This is a genomic window from Streptomyces sp. NPDC058664, from assembly GCF_042716635.1.
GTDB lineage: Bacteria > Actinomycetota > Actinomycetes > Streptomycetales > Streptomycetaceae > Streptomyces.
In genome coordinates, this window is sequence record NZ_JBHXRW010000095.1 from 1 (window position 1) to 17,675 (window position 17,675).

The window sequence follows — 17,675 nt, forward strand, 5'->3', positions numbered from 1 at the left end:
TTCCGAGACGTCATGTTATGGGTTCCTGTGCAGGTCAGAACCCCTATACGCCCCTGACCACGTCAGACACTCTCCGCGGTGAACATCCACGCGTGCTTCTCGAGTTCGCCCGTCACGGCGATCAGGATGTCCTGGCTGACCGGGTCGGGATCGGCGGTCGCCTCGACGCGTTCACGCATCCGGGTGATCACGGCCCCGAGCGCGGCGACGAGGATCTGGACCGCCTCCACGTCCTTGATCCAGCCTTCCGGCACCGTTCCGATCGCGCTGGAGGAGGACACCGTCGCCGAGCGCCCGTCCGGGTTGACGCCGAGGGCGGAGGCACGCTCGGCCACGGTGTCGGAGTGCAGCCGGGCGGTGTCGACCACCTCGTCCAACTGGAGGTGGACGGAGCGGAAGCGCGGTCCGACGACGTTCCAGTGCACCTGCTTGGCGACCAGGGCGAGGTCGACGAGGTCGACCAGCGCCCCCTGGAGCGCTTCGCCGACCGTCTTGAGGTCGGTCTCGGACAACGGGCTCTTCACGACAGACATTGCGAAATCTCCAACCAGTCGAACGTTCTCCCACCATGGCACGCATGACCGGAACCCGGCATCTCAAACGAACCCGCCCGAATACAACAGAAAATGGGAAAAGCCCCGGTCGGTGCCCCGCGAAGGGGGCACCGACCGGGGCTTCTTCCCGTGCGGTTCAGGCAGCGACGACGTCGACCGCTTCCGCGGGCGCCTTGATGGTCACCCGCTCGGTGGCCACACCCGTCACCGACACCGAATTGAGCATCGGGCGCACCGGCGTCGGTACCGGTTCGCTCGCCGCTGCCGACTCGGCCAGTTCAGCCAGTGACAGCTCGTCGCTCACTTCACGCATGAGCTCGGACATCCGTACGTCCAGCGCGTCGCAGATCGCGGAGAGCAGCTCGGAGGAAGCCTCCTTCTGCCCCCGCTCCACCTCGGAGAGATAGCCGAGCGAGACTCGGGCGGACGAGGAGACTTCGCGCAGAGTACGGCCCTGGCGCTGGCGCTGCCGACGCAGCACGTCACCCAACAGGCGACGGAGCAGAATCATCGGTGGCTCCCTCCTCGGACCGCGTAGCCGCATCCTTCACGCCCCACCGTACCGCCTCGCGCTGCGGCTGTGCGGGGAGCGATGTCGTGTTCACTCAGGGCTGCAAACATCAATTCCCCCCGTTGTGTTCCGTATCCTGTGCCCGCGCATTTCCCGAGAGTTCCTCATGGAGCAGTTCCAGCACGCTCCGTACACTCTCTCTACGGATGTCCGCCCGGTCGCCGTTCAACCGCAACGAGACGACTTTCCCTGCGCCGGCGCCGGTCGCGACCGGTCCCGCCACGGCCACGTAGACGGTTCCGACCGCTTTTCCGTCCTGCGGGTCGGGCCCCGCGACCCCGGTCGTCGAGACCCCCCAGTCGGCGCCGAGCCGGTCCCGCACACCGGCCGCCATCTGTAGCGCGACCTCGGGATCCACCGCACCGCGCTCCGCGAGCAGGGGCCCGTCGACCCCCAGCAGATCCTGCTTCAGGGGCGTCGCGTAGGCCGTCACGGACCCCCGGAAGGAGGCCGAGGCCCCGGGCACCCCGGTGAGCTCCGCGGCCACGAGACCCCCCGTGAGGGACTCCGCGGCGGCCAGCGTCTGACCGCGCTCCGCGAGCAGCGTCAGCACCCGGGCGGCCGCGGTCATCGCGTCGCCGTCTCCGACCGCGCGGCCGCCCGCTCCTCCGCGAGCCCCTGGCGCCGCAGCACGACCGCCTGTCGTACGTAGTCCAGACCGGTGACGACCGTCAGCACGACGGCCACCGCCATCACCCAGAAGCGCAGGGTGGCCAGCGGCCCCGTGAGCATCAGCACGTACATGCCCACCGCCGTGCCCTGGGCGAGCGTCTTCATCTTGCCGCCGCGGCTGGCGGGAATGACCCCGTGCCGGATCACCCAGAACCGCATCAGGGTGATCCCCAGCTCCCGGGCCAGGATGATCCCGGTCACCCACCAGGGCAGGTCCCCGAGCCAGGACAGAGAGATCAGTCCGGCCGCCATGATCGCCTTGTCGGCGATCGGGTCGGCGATCTTCCCGAAGTCCGTGACCAGGTTGTACGTGCGGGCGAGGTGCCCGTCGAAGACGTCCGTGATCATGGCGACGGCGAACGCCGCCCACGCCCAGGCGCGCCACGCGGGGTCGTGCCCGCCGTCCTGGAGGAGCAGCAGCACGAAGCCCGGTACGAGCACGAGCCGGATCATGGTCAGGATGTTGGCGATGTTCCACAGGCTGGCCTGGTTGACGGCCGCCGCGCCCAGCTTGCCGCGGGGCGCCGGCCTACCGGTCCCGCCCGTCGCGGATGCCGGGACTCCGGTCATCTGCCTGCCTCCTCGAAAAGACACTCGGCCACCAGGTCGACGCCTTCCGTGCCGACGACCTTGGCACTGACCATACGGCCCGGGGCCAGGTCGGGATTCTCGCCGCCGGCCGTGGTGAGGACCACCTGCCCGTCGGTCTCGGGGGCCTGGTGGGCGGCGCGGCCGATCACGCCGTCCTCCTCGTCCACGGACTCGACCAGTACCTCAAGGGTCTCTCCGATCCGCTCCTCCGCGCGCTGCGCGGTGAGCTCCTCGGCGAGCCGGGAGAGGTGGGCGAGCCGCGCGTCGACGACGTCCTGGTCGAGCTTGTGCTCGTACGTGGCGGCCTCGGTGCCGTCCTCGTCGGAGTAGCCGAAGACGCCGATGGCGTCGAGCCGCGCGTGGGTGACGAAGCGTTCCAGCTCGGCGAAGTCCGCCTCGGTCTCGCCGGGGAAGCCGACGATGAAGTTGGAGCGGGCACCGGCCGTCGGGGCCTTGGAGCGGATGGTCTCCAGGAGCTCCAGGAAGCGGTCGGTGTCGCCGAAGCGGCGCATGGCCCGCAGCACGTCCGGGGCGCTGTGCTGGAAGGACAGGTCGAAGTAGGGCACGACCTTCTCGGTCGAGGTGAGGACGTCGATCAGGCCCGGGCGCATCTCGGCCGGCTGGAGGTAGCTGACGCGGACGCGCTCGATGCCGTCCACGGCGGCGAGCTCGGGCAGCAGGCTCTCCAGGAGCCGGATGTCACCGAGGTCCTTGCCGTAGGAGGTGTTGTTCTCGGAGACCAGCATGACCTCCTTCACCCCCTGCTCGGCGAGCCAGCGCGTCTCGTTCAGGACGTCCGAGGGACGGCGCGAGACGAAGGAGCCGCGGAAGGAGGGGATGGCGCAGAAGGAGCAGCGCCGGTCGCAGCCGGAGGCCAGCTTCACGGAGGCGACGGGGCTGGTGTCCAGGCGGCGACGGAGCGGTGCGCGCGGCCCGGAGGCGGGCGCGAGACCGTCGGGGAGGTCGGCCGGCGCGTCGACGGGGGCCACGGCGGCGTCGCCGTGTCCGGGCAGGGCCACGGCCGCGGCGGCCTCCTGGCGCTCCACGGGCGACAGCGGCAGCAGCTTGCGCCGGTCACGCGGGGTGTGCGCCTCGACACTGCCACCGCTGAGGATGGTCTGGAGGCGGTTGGAGATGTCGGAGTAGTCGTCGAAGCCGAGGACGCCGTCGGCCTCCGGGAGGGCTTCGGCGAGCTCCTTGCCGTACCGCTCGGCCATACAGCCGACGGCGACCACGGCCTGGGTCCTGCCGTGGTCCTTCAGATCATTGGCTTCGAGCAGGGCGTCGACGGAGTCCTTCTTGGCGGCCTCGACGAATCCGCAGGTGTTGACGACGGCGACGTCCGCGTCCTCGGCGTTCTCGACGAGCTCCCAGCCGTCCGCTGCCAAGCGGCCTGCGAGCTCCTCCGAGTCCACCTCGTTACGGGCGCAGCCAAGAGTGACAAGGGCGACGGTACGGCGTTCGGGCATGGGCTCAAGGGTACTTCGTCCCGGCCGTTCCCCCGTCGCGCAGGGTTCACCTGCGCGACAGAGGTCACATCGGGGGCCGGATCACGGGGCTCAGCCCGCCTCGGGGTCGCCCTTGGTGTAGGTGAGCCGCTCGACCTGGCCGGATTCGAACTTGTCCGCGATCTTCTTGCCGTTCACGTGGAGCTCGATCGCGCCGGCGTTGCCGAGCACCAGGTCGATGCGCTCGTCGTCCTGGAAGGTCTTCGACTCGCCCTCGAGGAGGAGGCCGTCGAAGAGCAGCTTGCCGTCGTGGCCCTTGGCCGAGATCCAGCTCTTGCCGTCGGTCGCGGAGAGCTTGATCGTCACCTTGTCCTGCGGGACGGCGGCGATGGCGCTCTCGGTGGGCTTGGGGGCGGGCTTGACGGGCTTCGGCTTGGCGGCGGAGGTGGCCTTCTCCGGCGCGGGCGCCGGGCCGCCGTCGGCGGTGGTGGCGCCCTTCGGCGCCTCGTTGCCGTTGAACATCGTGAAGCCGACGAAACCGACGACGGCGACGATGGCCGCGACCATCGCGGCGGTCCAGTTGGGCCGGCGCGGCTCGGGGCGGATGCGTTCCGCCTCGAACAGCGGGGCGGCGGGGGTGGGTGCGGGACGGCCACCGTGCTCGGCGTCGTACTGCTCGATCAGCGGAGCCGGATCGAGACCGACGGCGCGCGCGAGGGTGCGGATGTGCCCGCGGGCGTAGACGTCGCCGCCGCAGCGCGAGAAGTCGTCCTCCTCGATCGCGTGCACGATCGGGATCCGGACACGGGTGGAGGCACTGACCTCTTCGACGGTGAGACCGGCGGCGACGCGGGTCTGCTGGAGAGCGCGACCGATCGAGTCCCGGTCGTCTGCCGGGAAGGTCCGGTCGTCTTCGGGGGAGTTGCCGATGGACACGAGAGCGCCTTTCGAGCGTGTAGCCACCTGCTGGACGTTCAGTCTATGGGTGGTACGAAAGGGTGGGGCAACCGGGCGGGTGCTGTTTGTACGCCATGAGGCTGGTTGTGCGTCATGAGGCCGGGACATCCTTCTGTCCCTCCGTCCAACTTGACGTACGGCCAGGGGAAACGGTTGCCCTCCGTTCCCTTACGAGTGAGTCTCGACCCGGTCTCGATCGGATACCCCGGCCCTCCGCCGCCACACCCGCCCTGCCCCGTCCGGCCCCACCCGGCCCCACCCGGAAGGCCTACGCCAGACCTACGCCAGACAGACCTACGCGCCCGACTCCCCGCGGATGACGGCGAGCACCCCGTCCAACTCGTCGGCCTTGACCAGCACGTCCCGCGCCTTCGAACCCTCGCTGGGCCCGACGATGTTCCGGGACTCCATCAGGTCCATCAGCCGGCCGGCCTTGGCGAAGCCGACGCGCAGCTTCCGCTGGAGCATCGACGTGGAGCCGAACTGGGTGGAGACGACGAGTTCGGCGGCCTGGCACAGCAGATCGAGGTCGTCGCCGATGTCCTCGTCGATCTCCTTCTTCTGCCGGGTCCCGACGGTGACGTCCTCCCGGAAGACCGGCGTCATCTGGTCCTTGCAGTGCTGCACGACGGCCGCGACCTCGTGCTCGGTGACGAAGGCGCCCTGCATGCGGACGGGTTTGTTGGCACCCATCGGCAGGAACAGACCGTCACCCTTTCCGATGAGCTTCTCGGCACCGGGCTGGTCGAGGATGACGCGGCTGTCGGCGAGCGAGGAGGTCGCGAACGCGAGCCGGGAGGGCACGTTCGCCTTGATGAGGCCGGTGACGACGTCCACGGACGGCCGTTGGGTCGCGAGCACCAGGTGGATGCCGGCGGCGCGCGCGAGCTGGGTGATGCGCACGATCGAGTCCTCGACGTCCCGGGGCGCGACCATCATCAGGTCGGCGAGCTCGTCGACGATGACGAGCAGGTACGGATACGGGTTGAGCTCCCGCTCGCTGCCCTCGGGCAGCTTGATCTTTCCCTCCCGGATCGCCTGGTTGAAGTCGTCGATGTGCCGGTAGCCGAAGGCCGCCAGGTCGTCGTAGCGGAGGTCCATCTCCTTCACCACCCACTGGAGGGCCTCGGCGGCCCGCTTGGGGTTGGTGATGATCGGCGTGATCAGGTGCGGGATGCCCTCGTACGCGGTGAGCTCGACCCGCTTGGGGTCGACCAGGACCATCCGGACGTCCTCGGGGGTCGCCCTGATCATGATCGAGGTGATCAGGCAGTTGATGCACGAGGACTTGCCCGAGCCGGTGGCCCCGGCCACCAGGACGTGCGGCATCTTCGCCAGGTTGGCCATCTCGTAGCCGCCCTCGACGTTCTTGCCGAGCGCCACCAGCATCGGGTGGTCGTCCTCGGCGGCGGCGGCGAGCCGCAGCACGTCGCCGAGGTTGACCATCTCCCGGTCGCTGTTCGGGATCTCGATGCCGACCGCGGACTTGCCGGGGATCGGCGAGATGATCCGGACGTCGGGGGACGCGACCGCGTACGCGATGTTCTTGGTCAGCGCCGTGATCTTCTCGACCTTCACGGCGGGGCCGAGCTCGACCTCGTACCGCGTGACCGTCGGCCCCCGGGTGAAACCGGTGACGGCCGCGTCGACCTTGAACTCGGTGAAGACGTTGGAGAGGGCGTCCACCACGGCGTCGTTGGCGGCGCTGCGCGTCTTGCCGGGCCCGCCCCGTTCGAGCAGGTCGAGCGAGGGCAGGGAGTACGTGATGTCGCCGGACAGCTGGAGCTGCTCGGCCCGGGGCGGCAGATCGGTCGGCTCGGGCGCGGGCCTGGTCAGATCCGGTACGCCTCCGCCGGGCCGCTGGTCCCCTCCACGGGCCGGCGGTACGGGAGCGACCGCCGCCCCGGTTTCCACGACCTCGGCGGCCTCCGCGGCGACGGCGGCCTTCCGCTCGGCGGTGACCTCCTTGGTGACGTCCTTGGTGAGGTCGGCGACGATCGGGGACGGCGGCATGCCGTTGAGCACCGCGCCGTCGAGCGCGGCGGCGGCCGCCGCCGCGACGTCCACCGGGTCGAGGCCGTGGTCGAAGGCGGACCGCCCGGCGGGGCGCCGGGCCGAACGGCCGCGCCGCTCCAGCATCTCCGCCTCGGCGCGGTCCACGTCGTACGGCTCCGCCGGACCGCCGCCGCGCCGCCGGACGGGCCGGGTCCGCGGCCGGGCCTCCCGCCACTCCTCGTCGTACCCCTCCTGGTCGCCCTCGTACGCCTCGACCGGGTCGTACGCGGGTTCGACGATGCCGAGCCGGGCGCCGAGGGCGCGCAGCCGCTGCGGGATCGCGTTGACCGGGGTGGCGGTGACGACGAGCAGGCCGAAGACCGTGAGCAGCACCAGCATCGGTACGGCGAGGACCTCGCCCATCATGAAGACGAGGGGCTGCGAGGCGACCCAGCCGATCAGGCCGCCGGCGTCCTGCATGGCCTCGCTGCCGTCGCCGCGGCCCGGCGAACCGCAGGCGATGTGGACCTGGCCGAGGACACCGATGACGAGCGCGGAGAGGCCGATGCTGATCCGGCCGTTGGCCTCGGGCCTCTCCGGATAGAGGATCAGCCGCACGCCGATCGCGCCGAGCAGCAGCGGTACGAGCAGGTCGAGCCGGCCGAACGAGCCGGTCACCAGCATCTCGACGAGGTCGCCGACCGGCCCGCGGAGGTTGGACCAGGTGCCCGCGGCGACGATCAGCGCGAGGCCGAGGAGGAGCAGCGCGAGCCCGTCCTTGCGGTGGGCCGGGTCGAGGCCCTTGGCGCCCCGTCCTATCCCCCGGAACATCGCCCCCACCGCGTGCGCGAGACCGAGCCAGGCGCCGCGCGCGAGCCGGTAGACACCGCCGGTGGGAGAGGGCGCGGGCCGGGGCACGGGCTTGCGCGCGGGCGCGCGTTTGGCGGGCGCGGCCTTCTTGGCCACCGCCTTCTTGGCCGGTGCCTTCTTCGAGGGCGGCTTGGCGGGGGACTTCGCGGGTGCCGCTTTCTTCGCGGCGCCCGCCGTACGGCCGGCGCGCGGCTTTGCGGTGCCCGCCGTGCCCTGGGAACCCTTGCCGGACGTACGTGAAGCCATGGTGCCGAGGTTACCGGTGTGGAGACCGGCTGTCCGCCTCACCCGTTCGTGTCGTCTCTGTGGCGGCGCGAAGCTGACGCCTCATCACGTCGAGCAGCGGCGCCCCGCCGACTCGGTGACGGTACGTCAGCCCTGGGCCGGCAGCGTCGGCGCGGCTCCGGTTCCGGGCTCCAGCGCGTCCAGGGCCCGACGCAGCCCGGTGAGCTTGCGTTCCAGATGCGCGGCCGTGGCGACGGCCGCGGCGTCGGCGGAATCGTCGTCGAGCTGCTTGGACAGCGCCTCCGCCTGCTCCTCGACGGCCGCGAGACGGGCCGAGAGCTCGGCGAGGAGACCGGCGGACTCCTTGCCGTGACCGCCCTCGCCGCCGCCCTCCAATTGCAGCCGCAGCAGCGCGGCCTGCTCGCGCAGCTTGCAGTTCTTCATGTACAGCTCGACGAAGACGGAGACCTTGGCGCGCAGCACCCACGGGTCGAACGGCTTCGAGATGTAGTCGACCGCGCCTGCCGCGTACCCCCGGAAGGTGTGGTGGGGGCCGTGGTTGATGGCGGTGAGGAAGATGATCGGGATGTCCCGGGTCCGCTCGCGCCGCTTGATGTGCGCGGCGGTCTCGAATCCGTCCATCCCCGGCATCTGGACGTCGAGCAGGATGACCGCGAAGTCGTCCGTCAACAGCGCCTTGAGCGCTTCCTCCCCGGACGATGCCCGCACCAGCGTCTGATCGAGCGCGGAGAGAATGGCCTCCAGCGCCAGCAGATTCTCCGGCCGGTCATCGACCAGGAGGATCTTGGCCTTCTGCACCATGCCCCGTCCTCCTCGTCCCGGCAACGGCTCTCCCCGGCTCCCGGAACCGGGAGAAGCACCGGGCGCCGCCCCAGAAGACGACTCCCTAACGCCGTCCGTCCTTGTGCCGGTCATCGTAGCCGCACCCCGCCCGTCGCCACACCCTGTCACCGCGATGTCACTGTGCACGTACCTGAAACGCGGTGGGAGACCAGAAGGTTCCCCGTATCCCGCCCTCTCACACCCGTGTGGCGACAGCCCGTCAGCGAAGGCGCCGGGACCCGCGCGGAGCGCCGCGGGGGGCCCGGCTCGGAGTCACGCCCCCCGCATCCACTGCTCCATCACCGACAACAGGTGATCGGGGTCGACCGGCTTGGTCACGTAGTCCGAGGCGCCCGACTCGATCGCCTTCTCCCGGTCGCCCTTCATCGCCTTCGCCGTCAGCGCGATGATCGGCAGACCGGCGAACTGGGGCATGCGCCGGATCGCGGTCGTCGTCGCGTATCCGTCCATCTCCGGCATCATGATGTCCATCAGGACGATCGTCACGTCGTCGTGCTGCTCCAGGACCTCGATGCCCTCCCGGCCGTTCTCCGCGTAGAGCACCGCGAGCCCGTGCTGCTCCAGGACGCTGGTGAGCGCGAAGACGTTCCGGATGTCGTCGTCGACGATGAGCACCTTCTCGCCGGAGAAGCCGAACGTACGACGCGGCTCGACCTCCATCTCCGGCTCCACCCGGTCCGCCCCGGCCTCCTTGCCGGACTGCCCCGGCACCGCCGTCCGCACCCCGGTGGCCTCCGCCGCCGCCTTCCGCCGGTGCCGGAACAGCGCCCCTGCCCCGGACCGCGCCTCCGTCCGTACGGGCGACGGCGGGAAGTGCGGGAACGGATGGACGGCCCCGGCCGCCCCCTCCTCGGCACCCTGCTGCGGATCGTCCGTGTCCTGCGCCCCCTGCCCGTACCCCGGCGGCAGCTCCGTCGGGGTCAGCGGCAGATACAGCGTGAACGTCGAACCGCGGCCCGGCTCGCTCGCGGCGAAGATCTCGCCGCCGAGCAGCCGCGCGATCTCCCGGCTGATCGAGAGCCCCAGGCCCGTACCGCCGTACTTCCGGCTGGTCGTGCCGTCGGCCTGCTTGAACGCCTCGAAGATGACCCTCATCTTGCTGGCCGCGATCCCGATCCCGGTGTCCGTGACCGAGAACGCGATCAGGTCGGCCTCCGGGTCGCGCAGCGAACCCGCCTCCAGGAGCTGCTCCCGGATCGACTGCGGCACGTCCGCGCCGGCCGGCCGGATCACCAGCTCCACCGCGCCCGTGTCGGTGAACTTCACCGCGTTGGAGAGCAGGTTGCGCAGCACCTGGAGCAGCCGCTGCTCGTCCGTGTGGAGCGTGGCCGGCAGCTCGGGCGAGACCCGCACCGAGAAGTCGAGCCCCTTCTCCGCCGTCAGCGGCCGGAAGGTCGCCTCCACGTAGTCGACGAGCTGGACGAGCGCGATCCGGGTCGGCGAGACGTCCATCTTGCCCGCCTCGACCTTGGACAGGTCGAGGATGTCGTTGATCAGCTGAAGCAGGTCGGACCCGGCCCCGTGGATGGTCTCCGCGAACTCGACCTGCTTCGGCGTCAGGTTGGTCTCGGCGTTGTCCGCGAGCAACTTGGCCAGGATGAGCAGCGAGTTGAGCGGGGTGCGCAGCTCGTGCGACATGTTGGCGAGGAACTCGGACTTGTAGCGCATGGAGACGGCGAGCTGTTCGGCCCGCTCCTCCAGGACCTGCCGGGCCTCCTCGATCTCGGTGTTCTTCACCTCGATGTCGCGGTTCTGCCGGGCGAGCAGCTCGGCCTTCTCCTCCAGCTCCAGGTTGGAGCCCTGGAGCTCCTTCTGCCGGTGCTCCAGCTCGGCCGAGCGCTCCTTGAGCTGCGAGGTGAGCTCCTGCGACTGCTGGAGCAGCACCTCGGTCTTGGTGTTGACGCTGATGGTGTTGACGGTGGTCGCGATCAGCTCGGCGATCTGGTTGAGGAAGTCCCGCTGGATCTGCGTGAACGGCTGGAACGAGGCCAGCTCGATCACGCCGAGGACCTTGCCCTCGAAGAGCACCGGAAGCACGATCACGTGCGCGGGCGAGGCCTCCCCGAGCCCCGAGGAGATCTTCAGATAGCCCGGCGGCACGTTGACCTGGATGGTCCGCTTCTCCTCGGCGGCCGTTCCGATGAGCGTCTCACCGGGCCGGAACGAGGTCGGCATGGAACCGGTGGAGTATCCGTAACTCCCGCGCATCCGCAGCTCGTACGAGCCGTCGCCCTCCCCGACGAGTTCGGCGTCGTTGTGGCCGGAGCCCGTCGGCACGGCCACGAAGAAGGCGCCGTGCTGGGCCGAGACCACCGGCGTCAGCTCGCTCATGATGAGCGAGGCCACGTCGTCGAGGTCCCGGCGGCCCTGCATGAGGCCGGAGATGCGGGCCAGGTTGCTCTTGAGCCAGTCCTGCTCGTCGTTGGCGAGGGTGGTGTCGCGCAGGTTGGAGATCATCGTGTTGATGTTGTCCTGGAGCGCCTGGATCTCACCGGCCGCGTCCACACCGTCGATCTTGACGTTGAGGTCGCCGCGGGTCACCGCGGTGGCGACGGCCGCGATGGCCCGCACCTGCCGGGTGAGGTTCCCGGCCATCTCGTTCACGGACTCGGTGAGGTCGCTCCAGGTGCCCTCCACGTCCCGGACCCGGGCCTGGCCGCCGAGCTGCCCGTCGGTGCCCACCTCGCGGGCCACCCGGGTGACCTCCTCGGCGAAGTTCGACAGCTGGTCGACCATCGTGTTGATGGTGTTCTTCAGCTCCTGGATCTCACCGCGCGCGTCGATGTCGATCTTCTTGGTGAGGTCGCCCTTGGCGATGGCGGTGGTGACGGCGGCGATCTGCCGCACCTGACCGGTGAGGTTGTCGGCCATCGAGTTCACCGACTCGGTGAGGTCCTTCCAGGTGCCGGAGACACCCGGCACCCGTGCCTGGCCGCCCAGTTCGCCTTCCGTACCCACCTCGCGGGCCACCCGCGTGACCTCGTCCGCGAAGGACGACAGGGTCGTCACCATGGTGTTGACGGTCTCGGCGAGCTCGGCGACCTCGCCGCGCGCCTCGACCGTCACCTTCTTCGTCAGGTCGCCGTTGGCGACCGCCGCCGAGACCCGGGAGATGTTCCGCACCTGACTCGTCAGGTTGTTGGCCATCAGGTTGACGTTGTCGCTGAGGTCCTTCCAGGTCCCGGTGACCCCGCGCACCCGCGCCTGGCCGCCGAGGATGCCCTCGGTGCCCACCTCGCGGGCCACGCGCGTGACCTCGTCCGCGAAGTTCGACAGCTGGTCGACCATCGTGTTGACGGTCGTCACCAGCTCCAGGATCTCGCCCCGGGCGTCGACCGTGATCTTCTTCGACAGGTCGCCCTTGGCGACGGCCGTCGTCACCTCGGCGATGTTCCGCACCTGGATGGTGAGGTTGTTCGCCATGAAGTTCACCGACTGGGTGAGGTCCTTCCAGGTGCCCGAGACGCCCTGCACCTCGGCCTGACCGCCCAGAATGCCCTCGGTGCCCACCTCACGGGCCACCCGGGTCACCTGCTCGGCGAAGTTCGAGAGCTGGTCCACCATCGTGTTGAGGGTGTTCTTCAGCTCCAGGATCTCGCCGCGCGCGTCCACGTCGATCTTCTGCGACAGGTCACCCCGCGCCACCGCCGTGGCGACCTGCGCGATGTTACGGACCTGGGTGGTGAGGTTCCCGGCCATGCCGTTCACCGAGTCCGTCAGGTCGCGCCACACCCCGGCCACGCCCGGCACCTGCGCCTGGCCTCCGAGACGCCCGTCCGTGCCCACCTCGCGGGCCACCCGGGTCACCTGGTCGGCGAAGGCGGAGAGCTGGTCCACCATCGTGTTGATGGTGTTCTTCAGCTCCAGGATCTCGCCCCGGGCGTCCACGTCGATCTTCTGCGACAGGTCACCCCGCGCCACCGCCGTCGTCACCTGCGCGATCTGCCGCACCTGCGAGGTCAGGTTGCCGGCCATGAAGTTCACCGAGTCGGTGAGCTCCCGCCAGCGCCCGGAGACGCCGTCCACCCGCGCCTGACCGCCCAGCCGGCCCTCGGTGCCCACGTCCCGGGCCATCCGGGTCACCTGGTCCGCGAAGGAGGACAGCTGCGACACCATCGTGTTGACGGTGTTCTTCAGCTCCAGCATCTCGCCGGCCACGTCCACCGTAACCTTCTGCGACAGGTCACCGTTGGCGACCGCCGTCGTCACCTGCGCGATGTCCCGCACCTGACCGGTCAGGTTGCGGAAGGCCGTGTTGACGGAGTCGGTGAGGTCCTTCCACGTCCCCGCGGCTCCCGGCACCTCGGCCTGACCGCCGAGGAGACCCTCGACGCCGACCTCCCGGGCCACCCGGGTCACCTCGGAACCGAAGGCCGACAGCTGGTCCACCATCGTGTTGACGGTGTTCTTCAGCTCCAGCATCTCGCCGGCCACGTCCACCGTAACCTTCTGCGACAGGTCACCGTTGGCGACCGCCGTCGTCACCTGCGCGATGTCCCGCACCTGCGTGGTGATGTTCCGGAACACCGTGTTGACGGAGTCGGTGAGGTCCTTCCACGTCCCCGCCGCCCCCGGGACCTGCGCCTGGCCGCCGAGCAGACCCTCGGCACCGACCTCGCCCGACACCCGGGTCACCTCGTCGGCGAACGTCCGCAGCGTCTTCGTCATCTGGTTGATGGTGTCCGCCAGCTGCGCGATCTCACCGCGCGCCGACACCCGCACCTTCTGCGACAGATCGCCGTTGGCGACCGCCGTCGTCACCTCGGCGATGCCCCGCACCTGGTTCGTCAGGTTGCCGGCCATCGTGTTGACGGAGTCCGTGAGGTCCTTCCACACACCGGCGACCCCGGCGACCTCCGCCTGACCGCCGAGCTCGCCCTCCGTACCCACCTCGCGGGCCACCCGGGTCACCTCGGACGAGAACGACGACAACTGGTCCACCATCCGGTTGACGGTGTTCTTCAGCTCCAGCATCTCGCCGGCCACGTTCGCCGTGACCTTCTGCGACAGATCGCCGTCCGCGACCGCCGTCGTCACCAGGGCGATGTCCCGCACCTGCGCCGTCAGCCGGTTCGCCATCGTGTTGACCGAGTCCGTGAGGTCCTTCCACGAACCGGACACCCCGCGGACCTGCGCCTGCCCGCCCAGCTTGCCGTCGGTACCCACCTCGACGGCGACCCTGGTCACCTCGGAGGCGAACACCGACAGCTGGTCGACGAGGTTGTTGGCGGTACGCGCGACCTTCAGGAACTCTCCGCGCAGCGGCCGCACCGCGCCGTCGGCACCCTCCGAACGCAGGTCCATCCGCTGGTCGAGATCGCCCTCGGCCACCGCCGAGAGCACCCGCCCCACCTCGGACACCGGCCTGGCCAGATCGTCGACGAGCGCGTTCGCGGCCTCGATCGCCGCCGCCCACGCCCCCTCGCTGGCCCCCGCCTCGAGGCGCTCGGACAGCTTGCCCTCGCGCCCCACGACCCGGCGGACCCGCGACAGCTCCCCCGTCACGTGCATCTGCCGGTCCGCGACCTCGTTGAACACGGCGGAGATCTCCGCCATGACCCCGTCGCCCGAGACCGTGAGCCGCCTGCGGAGGTTCCCGTCCCGCATCGACACCAGCGCGGCCAGCAACCGCTCCAGCGCCGCCGCGTCCACCTGCACCGTCCCCCCACGGGAACGCCCGCCCCTCGCGCGCGTGCCCGTGCCTCCGCCGCGTCGCGCCGCCGTGCCAGGTTCCACCGTGTCCCTCCCGAAAGGGGTCGACCGTACCGCTCCGGCTCTCACCGGTAGCCTGCCCAGTGTTTCACCGCCACCGGACCAGGCGATAACAGTTCGGCAGCTTCGCTCAGCGTCCCTACCCCCGGGGGACGGAATCACCGTGACCGGCATCCCCCCGGGCAGTGAAGGTAAGTAACCTGGCTTCCGGCTGTCCAACCGCCCCGATCCGCCCGGCGGGGGCGGTTGTGGTGCGCGTACGACCACCGGGCAGCGGGAGGGACAGACCGAGCATGGCAGAGCCGGGCGTCGAAACGCGTACGAGGAGTGCTGTGATCACCGCGCGGGCGACTGCAAGCTTCGAGCCCGTCGGGCGGTCCGTCGCGGCCGCCCGCGCCTTCGTCCGGGACACCCTCCAGGGCTGGGGACACCCCGAACTCGTCGACGACGCCGTCGTCCTCACCAGCGAACTCGTCACCAACGCCGTCATCCACGCCGGCACCTCCGCCGAGGTCCTCTGCCTCCGCTCCGAGGACAGCATCCGCGTCGAGGTCGCCGACCGCTACCCCGAGCGTGAGATCCCGGTCCAGAGCGGCCGCACCCTCGGCAGCCCCGACCGCGAGAACGGCCGGGGCCTGCTGCTCTGCGCCGCCCTCGCCCACCGCTGGGGCGTCGACTACTCCCCCACCCGCAAGCACGTCTGGTTCCACCTGGACCTCCCCCGGCGCCCGGTCGGCACCCGCTCCGCGGGCCCCGTCCTGCCCGACGCGCTCCTCCCGGTCGCCGACAGCCGCGTCCGCGTCGCCGTCGCCCAGATCGACCGCGGCGGAGCCATCACCGCCTGGAACGAGGACGCCGAGGAACTCTTCGGTTACGCCTCCGAGCAGGTCACCGGCAAACCCCTCGGCGACCTCGCCGCCTGGCCCCACACCCCCGGCATCGGCACCGGCCTCGCCGAGGCCCTCCGGCTCTCCCGCTGGGAGGGCAGCTACGGCGTCCGCTGCGCCGACGGCCGCGTCATCCCCGTCTACGCCTCACACCTCCGGGTCCGCGACGCCCAGGGCGAACCGTCCACCGTCTGCCTCCTGGTGCGCGAGCACGAGCGGGCCGTCCTCCAGACCCCGCAGCGCCCCGCCGCCGAGCCGGGAGCCGAGAGCCGTACCGCCGACCCCTTCGAGGTCTTCATCGGCTCCCCCGCCCCCGACGACCTCGACGGCCTCCTCCAGCGCACGGTCGAACGCGCCCGCGACATGCTCGACGGCGACGCCGCCTTCCTCCTCCTCGCCACGGACGACGAGACGGAACTGGAGGTACGGGCGACCACAGGCCTCCCGGCCGCCCGCCAGCGCTTCGCCCGCGTCCCCGTGGAGACCGGCGCCAGCCGCTACGGCTCCGCCCGCATGCCCGCCGTCCACGAGGACCTGGCCGCCGTCCCCGGCGCCGTCCCGCTCCTCGAAGGCACCGGCATGCGCTCGGTCGTCACCGTCCCGCTCAAGGTCGAGGGCCGGCTCACCGGCTCCCTCGGCGTGGCCGCGGAGGGCGCGAACCGCTACTCCAACGAAGAGGCCCTCCGACTCCAGTTCGCGGCCGACCGCATCGCCCTGGCCGTCGAGTCGGCCCGCCTCGGCGAGCTGGAGCGCCTGCGCCGCGGCTCCCTGAGCTTCCTCGTCGAGGCCTCCGACCTCCTGGCCGGCACCCTCGACCGCGACCAGACGCTGGCCCTGATGGCCCAGATGACGGTCCCGACCCTCGCCACCTGGTGCGCGGTCTACACGATCGCCGACCAGACCTCCGACCCGTACCTCTCGTACGTCCTGCACGAGGACGAGGACCGCATCGACGGCCTCAAGGCCCTGCTCTCCTCCATCGCCCCGCCCGACCCGGTGCCGACTCCCGGCGCCCGCGTCTGGACCGCGCCGGGCGACGCCGCCCACCGGGCCGCGCTCACCGCCTCGGTCCGCGCGCTGGACCACCCGATGAGCCCGCTCTCCTCCGGCATCGACGCCACTCTGGCCACGGCCGGCGTGGTCGCCGGCGAGACGGTCGTGCTGCCTCTGGTCGCCCGCAACCGGGTCATCGGCATGCTGACCCTCGGCAGGCCCTCGGAGGACCACTTCCGTCAGGAGATCCTGGAGCTCGCCGAGGACCTCTCGCGCCGGGCCGCCCTGGCCATGGACAACGCCCGCCTGTACTCGGAGCGGGTGGCGATCAGCCAGTCCCTCCAGCGCAGCCTCCTGCCGCCCGGCCTCCCCGAGATCCCGGGCGTCGAGGTCGACGTCATCTACCGCGCGGCCGGCGAGGGCAACGAGGTCGGAGGCGACTTCTACGACCTCTTCCCGATCCGCGACGGCGCCTACGGCTTCGCCATCGGCGACGTCTGCGGCACGGGCCCCGAGGCCGCCGCCGTCACCGGCCTGGCCCGCCACGCCCTGCGCCTCCTTGCCCGCGAGGGCTTCGGCGGCCCCGCCGTCCTGGAGCGCCTCAACGCGGCGATCCTCGACGAGGGCGCCCGCAGCCGCTTCCTGACCCTGCTGTACGGCGAGATGCGCCCGCAGGAGGACGGCTCCGCGATCCTCAAGCTCGTCTGCGCCGGCCATCCCCTCCCGCTCCGTCTCCGCCCGGACGGCACGGTGGAGCCGTCGGCCGAACCCCAGCCGCTCCTCGGCGTCATGGAGGACCTGGAGCTGTACGAGCAGACGATCACGCTCGACCCGGGTGACGTCCTCCTCTGCGTCACGGACGGCGTGACGGAACGCCGCGAGGGCACCCGCATGCTGGGGGACGACGGACTGGCCGAGGTCCTCAAGACCTGCACGGGCCTGACGGCCGGCGCGGTCGCCGCCCGCGTCCTGCGCGCGGTGGAGCGCTTCGCCCAGGCCCCGGCCTCCGACGACATGGCCATCCTGGCGATGCGCATCCGAGAGCCGCACGACCGCTGATACGCCACGTCGGCGATCCCTTCTCCAGGGATCGCCGACCCAGGCCCTCTTTCCTCCTGAAAACGCAAGAAGGCCCCCGCCACAAGGCGGGGGCCTTCTTACTCTGAGCCCTTTAACGGAATCGAACCGTTGACCTTCTCCTTACCATGGAGACGCTCTACCGACTGAGCTAAAAGGGCAGGTGTTCGGCGGTGTCCTACTCTCCCACAGGGTCCCCCCTGCAGTACCATCGGCGCTGAAAGGCTTAGCTTCCGGGTTCGGAATGTAACCGGGCGTT

General features: G+C 70.6%; 10 protein-coding genes, 1 tRNA gene and 1 rRNA gene. 1 reads left to right on the top strand and 11 read right to left on the bottom strand.

What is annotated here, in order from left to right; all coding sequences use genetic code 11:
- Positions 1-62: 62 nt before the first annotated feature.
- The 9 genes from ACFWUY_RS38415 to ACFWUY_RS38455 form a co-directional block, all read right to left on the bottom strand.
- Positions 63-533 (bottom strand): Dps family protein, encoded by a 471-nt coding sequence (locus tag ACFWUY_RS38415; RefSeq protein WP_384121040.1) that lies wholly within the window; start codon positions 531-533, stop codon positions 63-65.
- A 157-nt stretch (positions 534-690) separates the two neighbouring features.
- Positions 691-1,065, bottom strand: a complete 375-nt coding sequence (locus ACFWUY_RS38420; protein ID WP_384121042.1) for a helix-turn-helix domain-containing protein — start codon at positions 1,063-1,065, stop codon at positions 691-693.
- A 109-nt stretch (positions 1,066-1,174) separates the two neighbouring features.
- Positions 1,175-1,696, bottom strand: coding sequence for a CinA family protein (locus tag ACFWUY_RS38425; protein WP_384121044.1), 522 nt, complete (start codon positions 1,694-1,696; stop codon positions 1,175-1,177).
- Positions 1,693-2,367 (bottom strand): CDP-diacylglycerol--glycerol-3-phosphate 3-phosphatidyltransferase, encoded by a 675-nt coding sequence (gene pgsA, locus ACFWUY_RS38430; protein ID WP_384121046.1) that lies wholly within the window; start codon positions 2,365-2,367, stop codon positions 1,693-1,695. The genes ACFWUY_RS38425 and pgsA overlap by 4 nt, the downstream gene beginning before the upstream one ends.
- Positions 2,364-3,857, bottom strand: coding sequence for a 30S ribosomal protein S12 methylthiotransferase RimO (gene rimO / locus ACFWUY_RS38435; RefSeq protein ID WP_384121049.1), 1,494 nt, complete (start codon positions 3,855-3,857; stop codon positions 2,364-2,366). The genes pgsA and rimO overlap by 4 nt, the downstream gene beginning before the upstream one ends.
- 90 nt (positions 3,858-3,947) lie before the next feature.
- Positions 3,948-4,772 (bottom strand): helix-turn-helix domain-containing protein, encoded by an 825-nt coding sequence (locus ACFWUY_RS38440; protein ID WP_384121051.1) that lies wholly within the window; start codon positions 4,770-4,772, stop codon positions 3,948-3,950.
- Between the two features lie 315 nt (positions 4,773-5,087).
- A complete protein-coding gene (locus ACFWUY_RS38445) occupies positions 5,088-7,904 on the bottom strand; it encodes a DNA translocase FtsK (RefSeq protein ID WP_384121053.1) in 2,817 nt (938 codons plus the stop codon).
- Positions 7,905-8,030: 126 nt separating this feature from the next.
- A complete protein-coding gene (locus ACFWUY_RS38450) occupies positions 8,031-8,705 on the bottom strand; it encodes a two-component system response regulator (RefSeq protein ID WP_057573893.1) in 675 nt (224 codons plus the stop codon).
- Positions 8,706-8,999: 294 nt separating this feature from the next.
- A complete protein-coding gene (locus ACFWUY_RS38455) occupies positions 9,000-14,483 on the bottom strand; it encodes a HAMP domain-containing protein (RefSeq protein ID WP_384121055.1) in 5,484 nt (1,827 codons plus the stop codon).
- Between the two features lie 269 nt (positions 14,484-14,752).
- Here ACFWUY_RS38455 and ACFWUY_RS38460 point away from each other — a divergent pair, with 269 nt between their 5' ends.
- Entirely contained in the window at positions 14,753-17,398 is a 2,646-nt protein-coding gene (locus ACFWUY_RS38460; protein ID WP_384121058.1) for a SpoIIE family protein phosphatase, read from the top strand.
- Positions 17,399-17,504: 106 nt separating this feature from the next.
- On the opposite strand, the gene ACFWUY_RS38465 is transcribed toward ACFWUY_RS38460, so the two are convergent.
- Together ACFWUY_RS38465 and rrf are read right to left on the bottom strand one after the other, a co-directional pair.
- A tRNA-Thr gene (locus ACFWUY_RS38465) sits at positions 17,505-17,577 on the bottom strand.
- A 4-nt stretch (positions 17,578-17,581) separates the two neighbouring features.
- Positions 17,582-17,675: ribosomal RNA gene (gene rrf / locus ACFWUY_RS38470) — 5S ribosomal RNA — on the bottom strand; the annotation flags it as partial.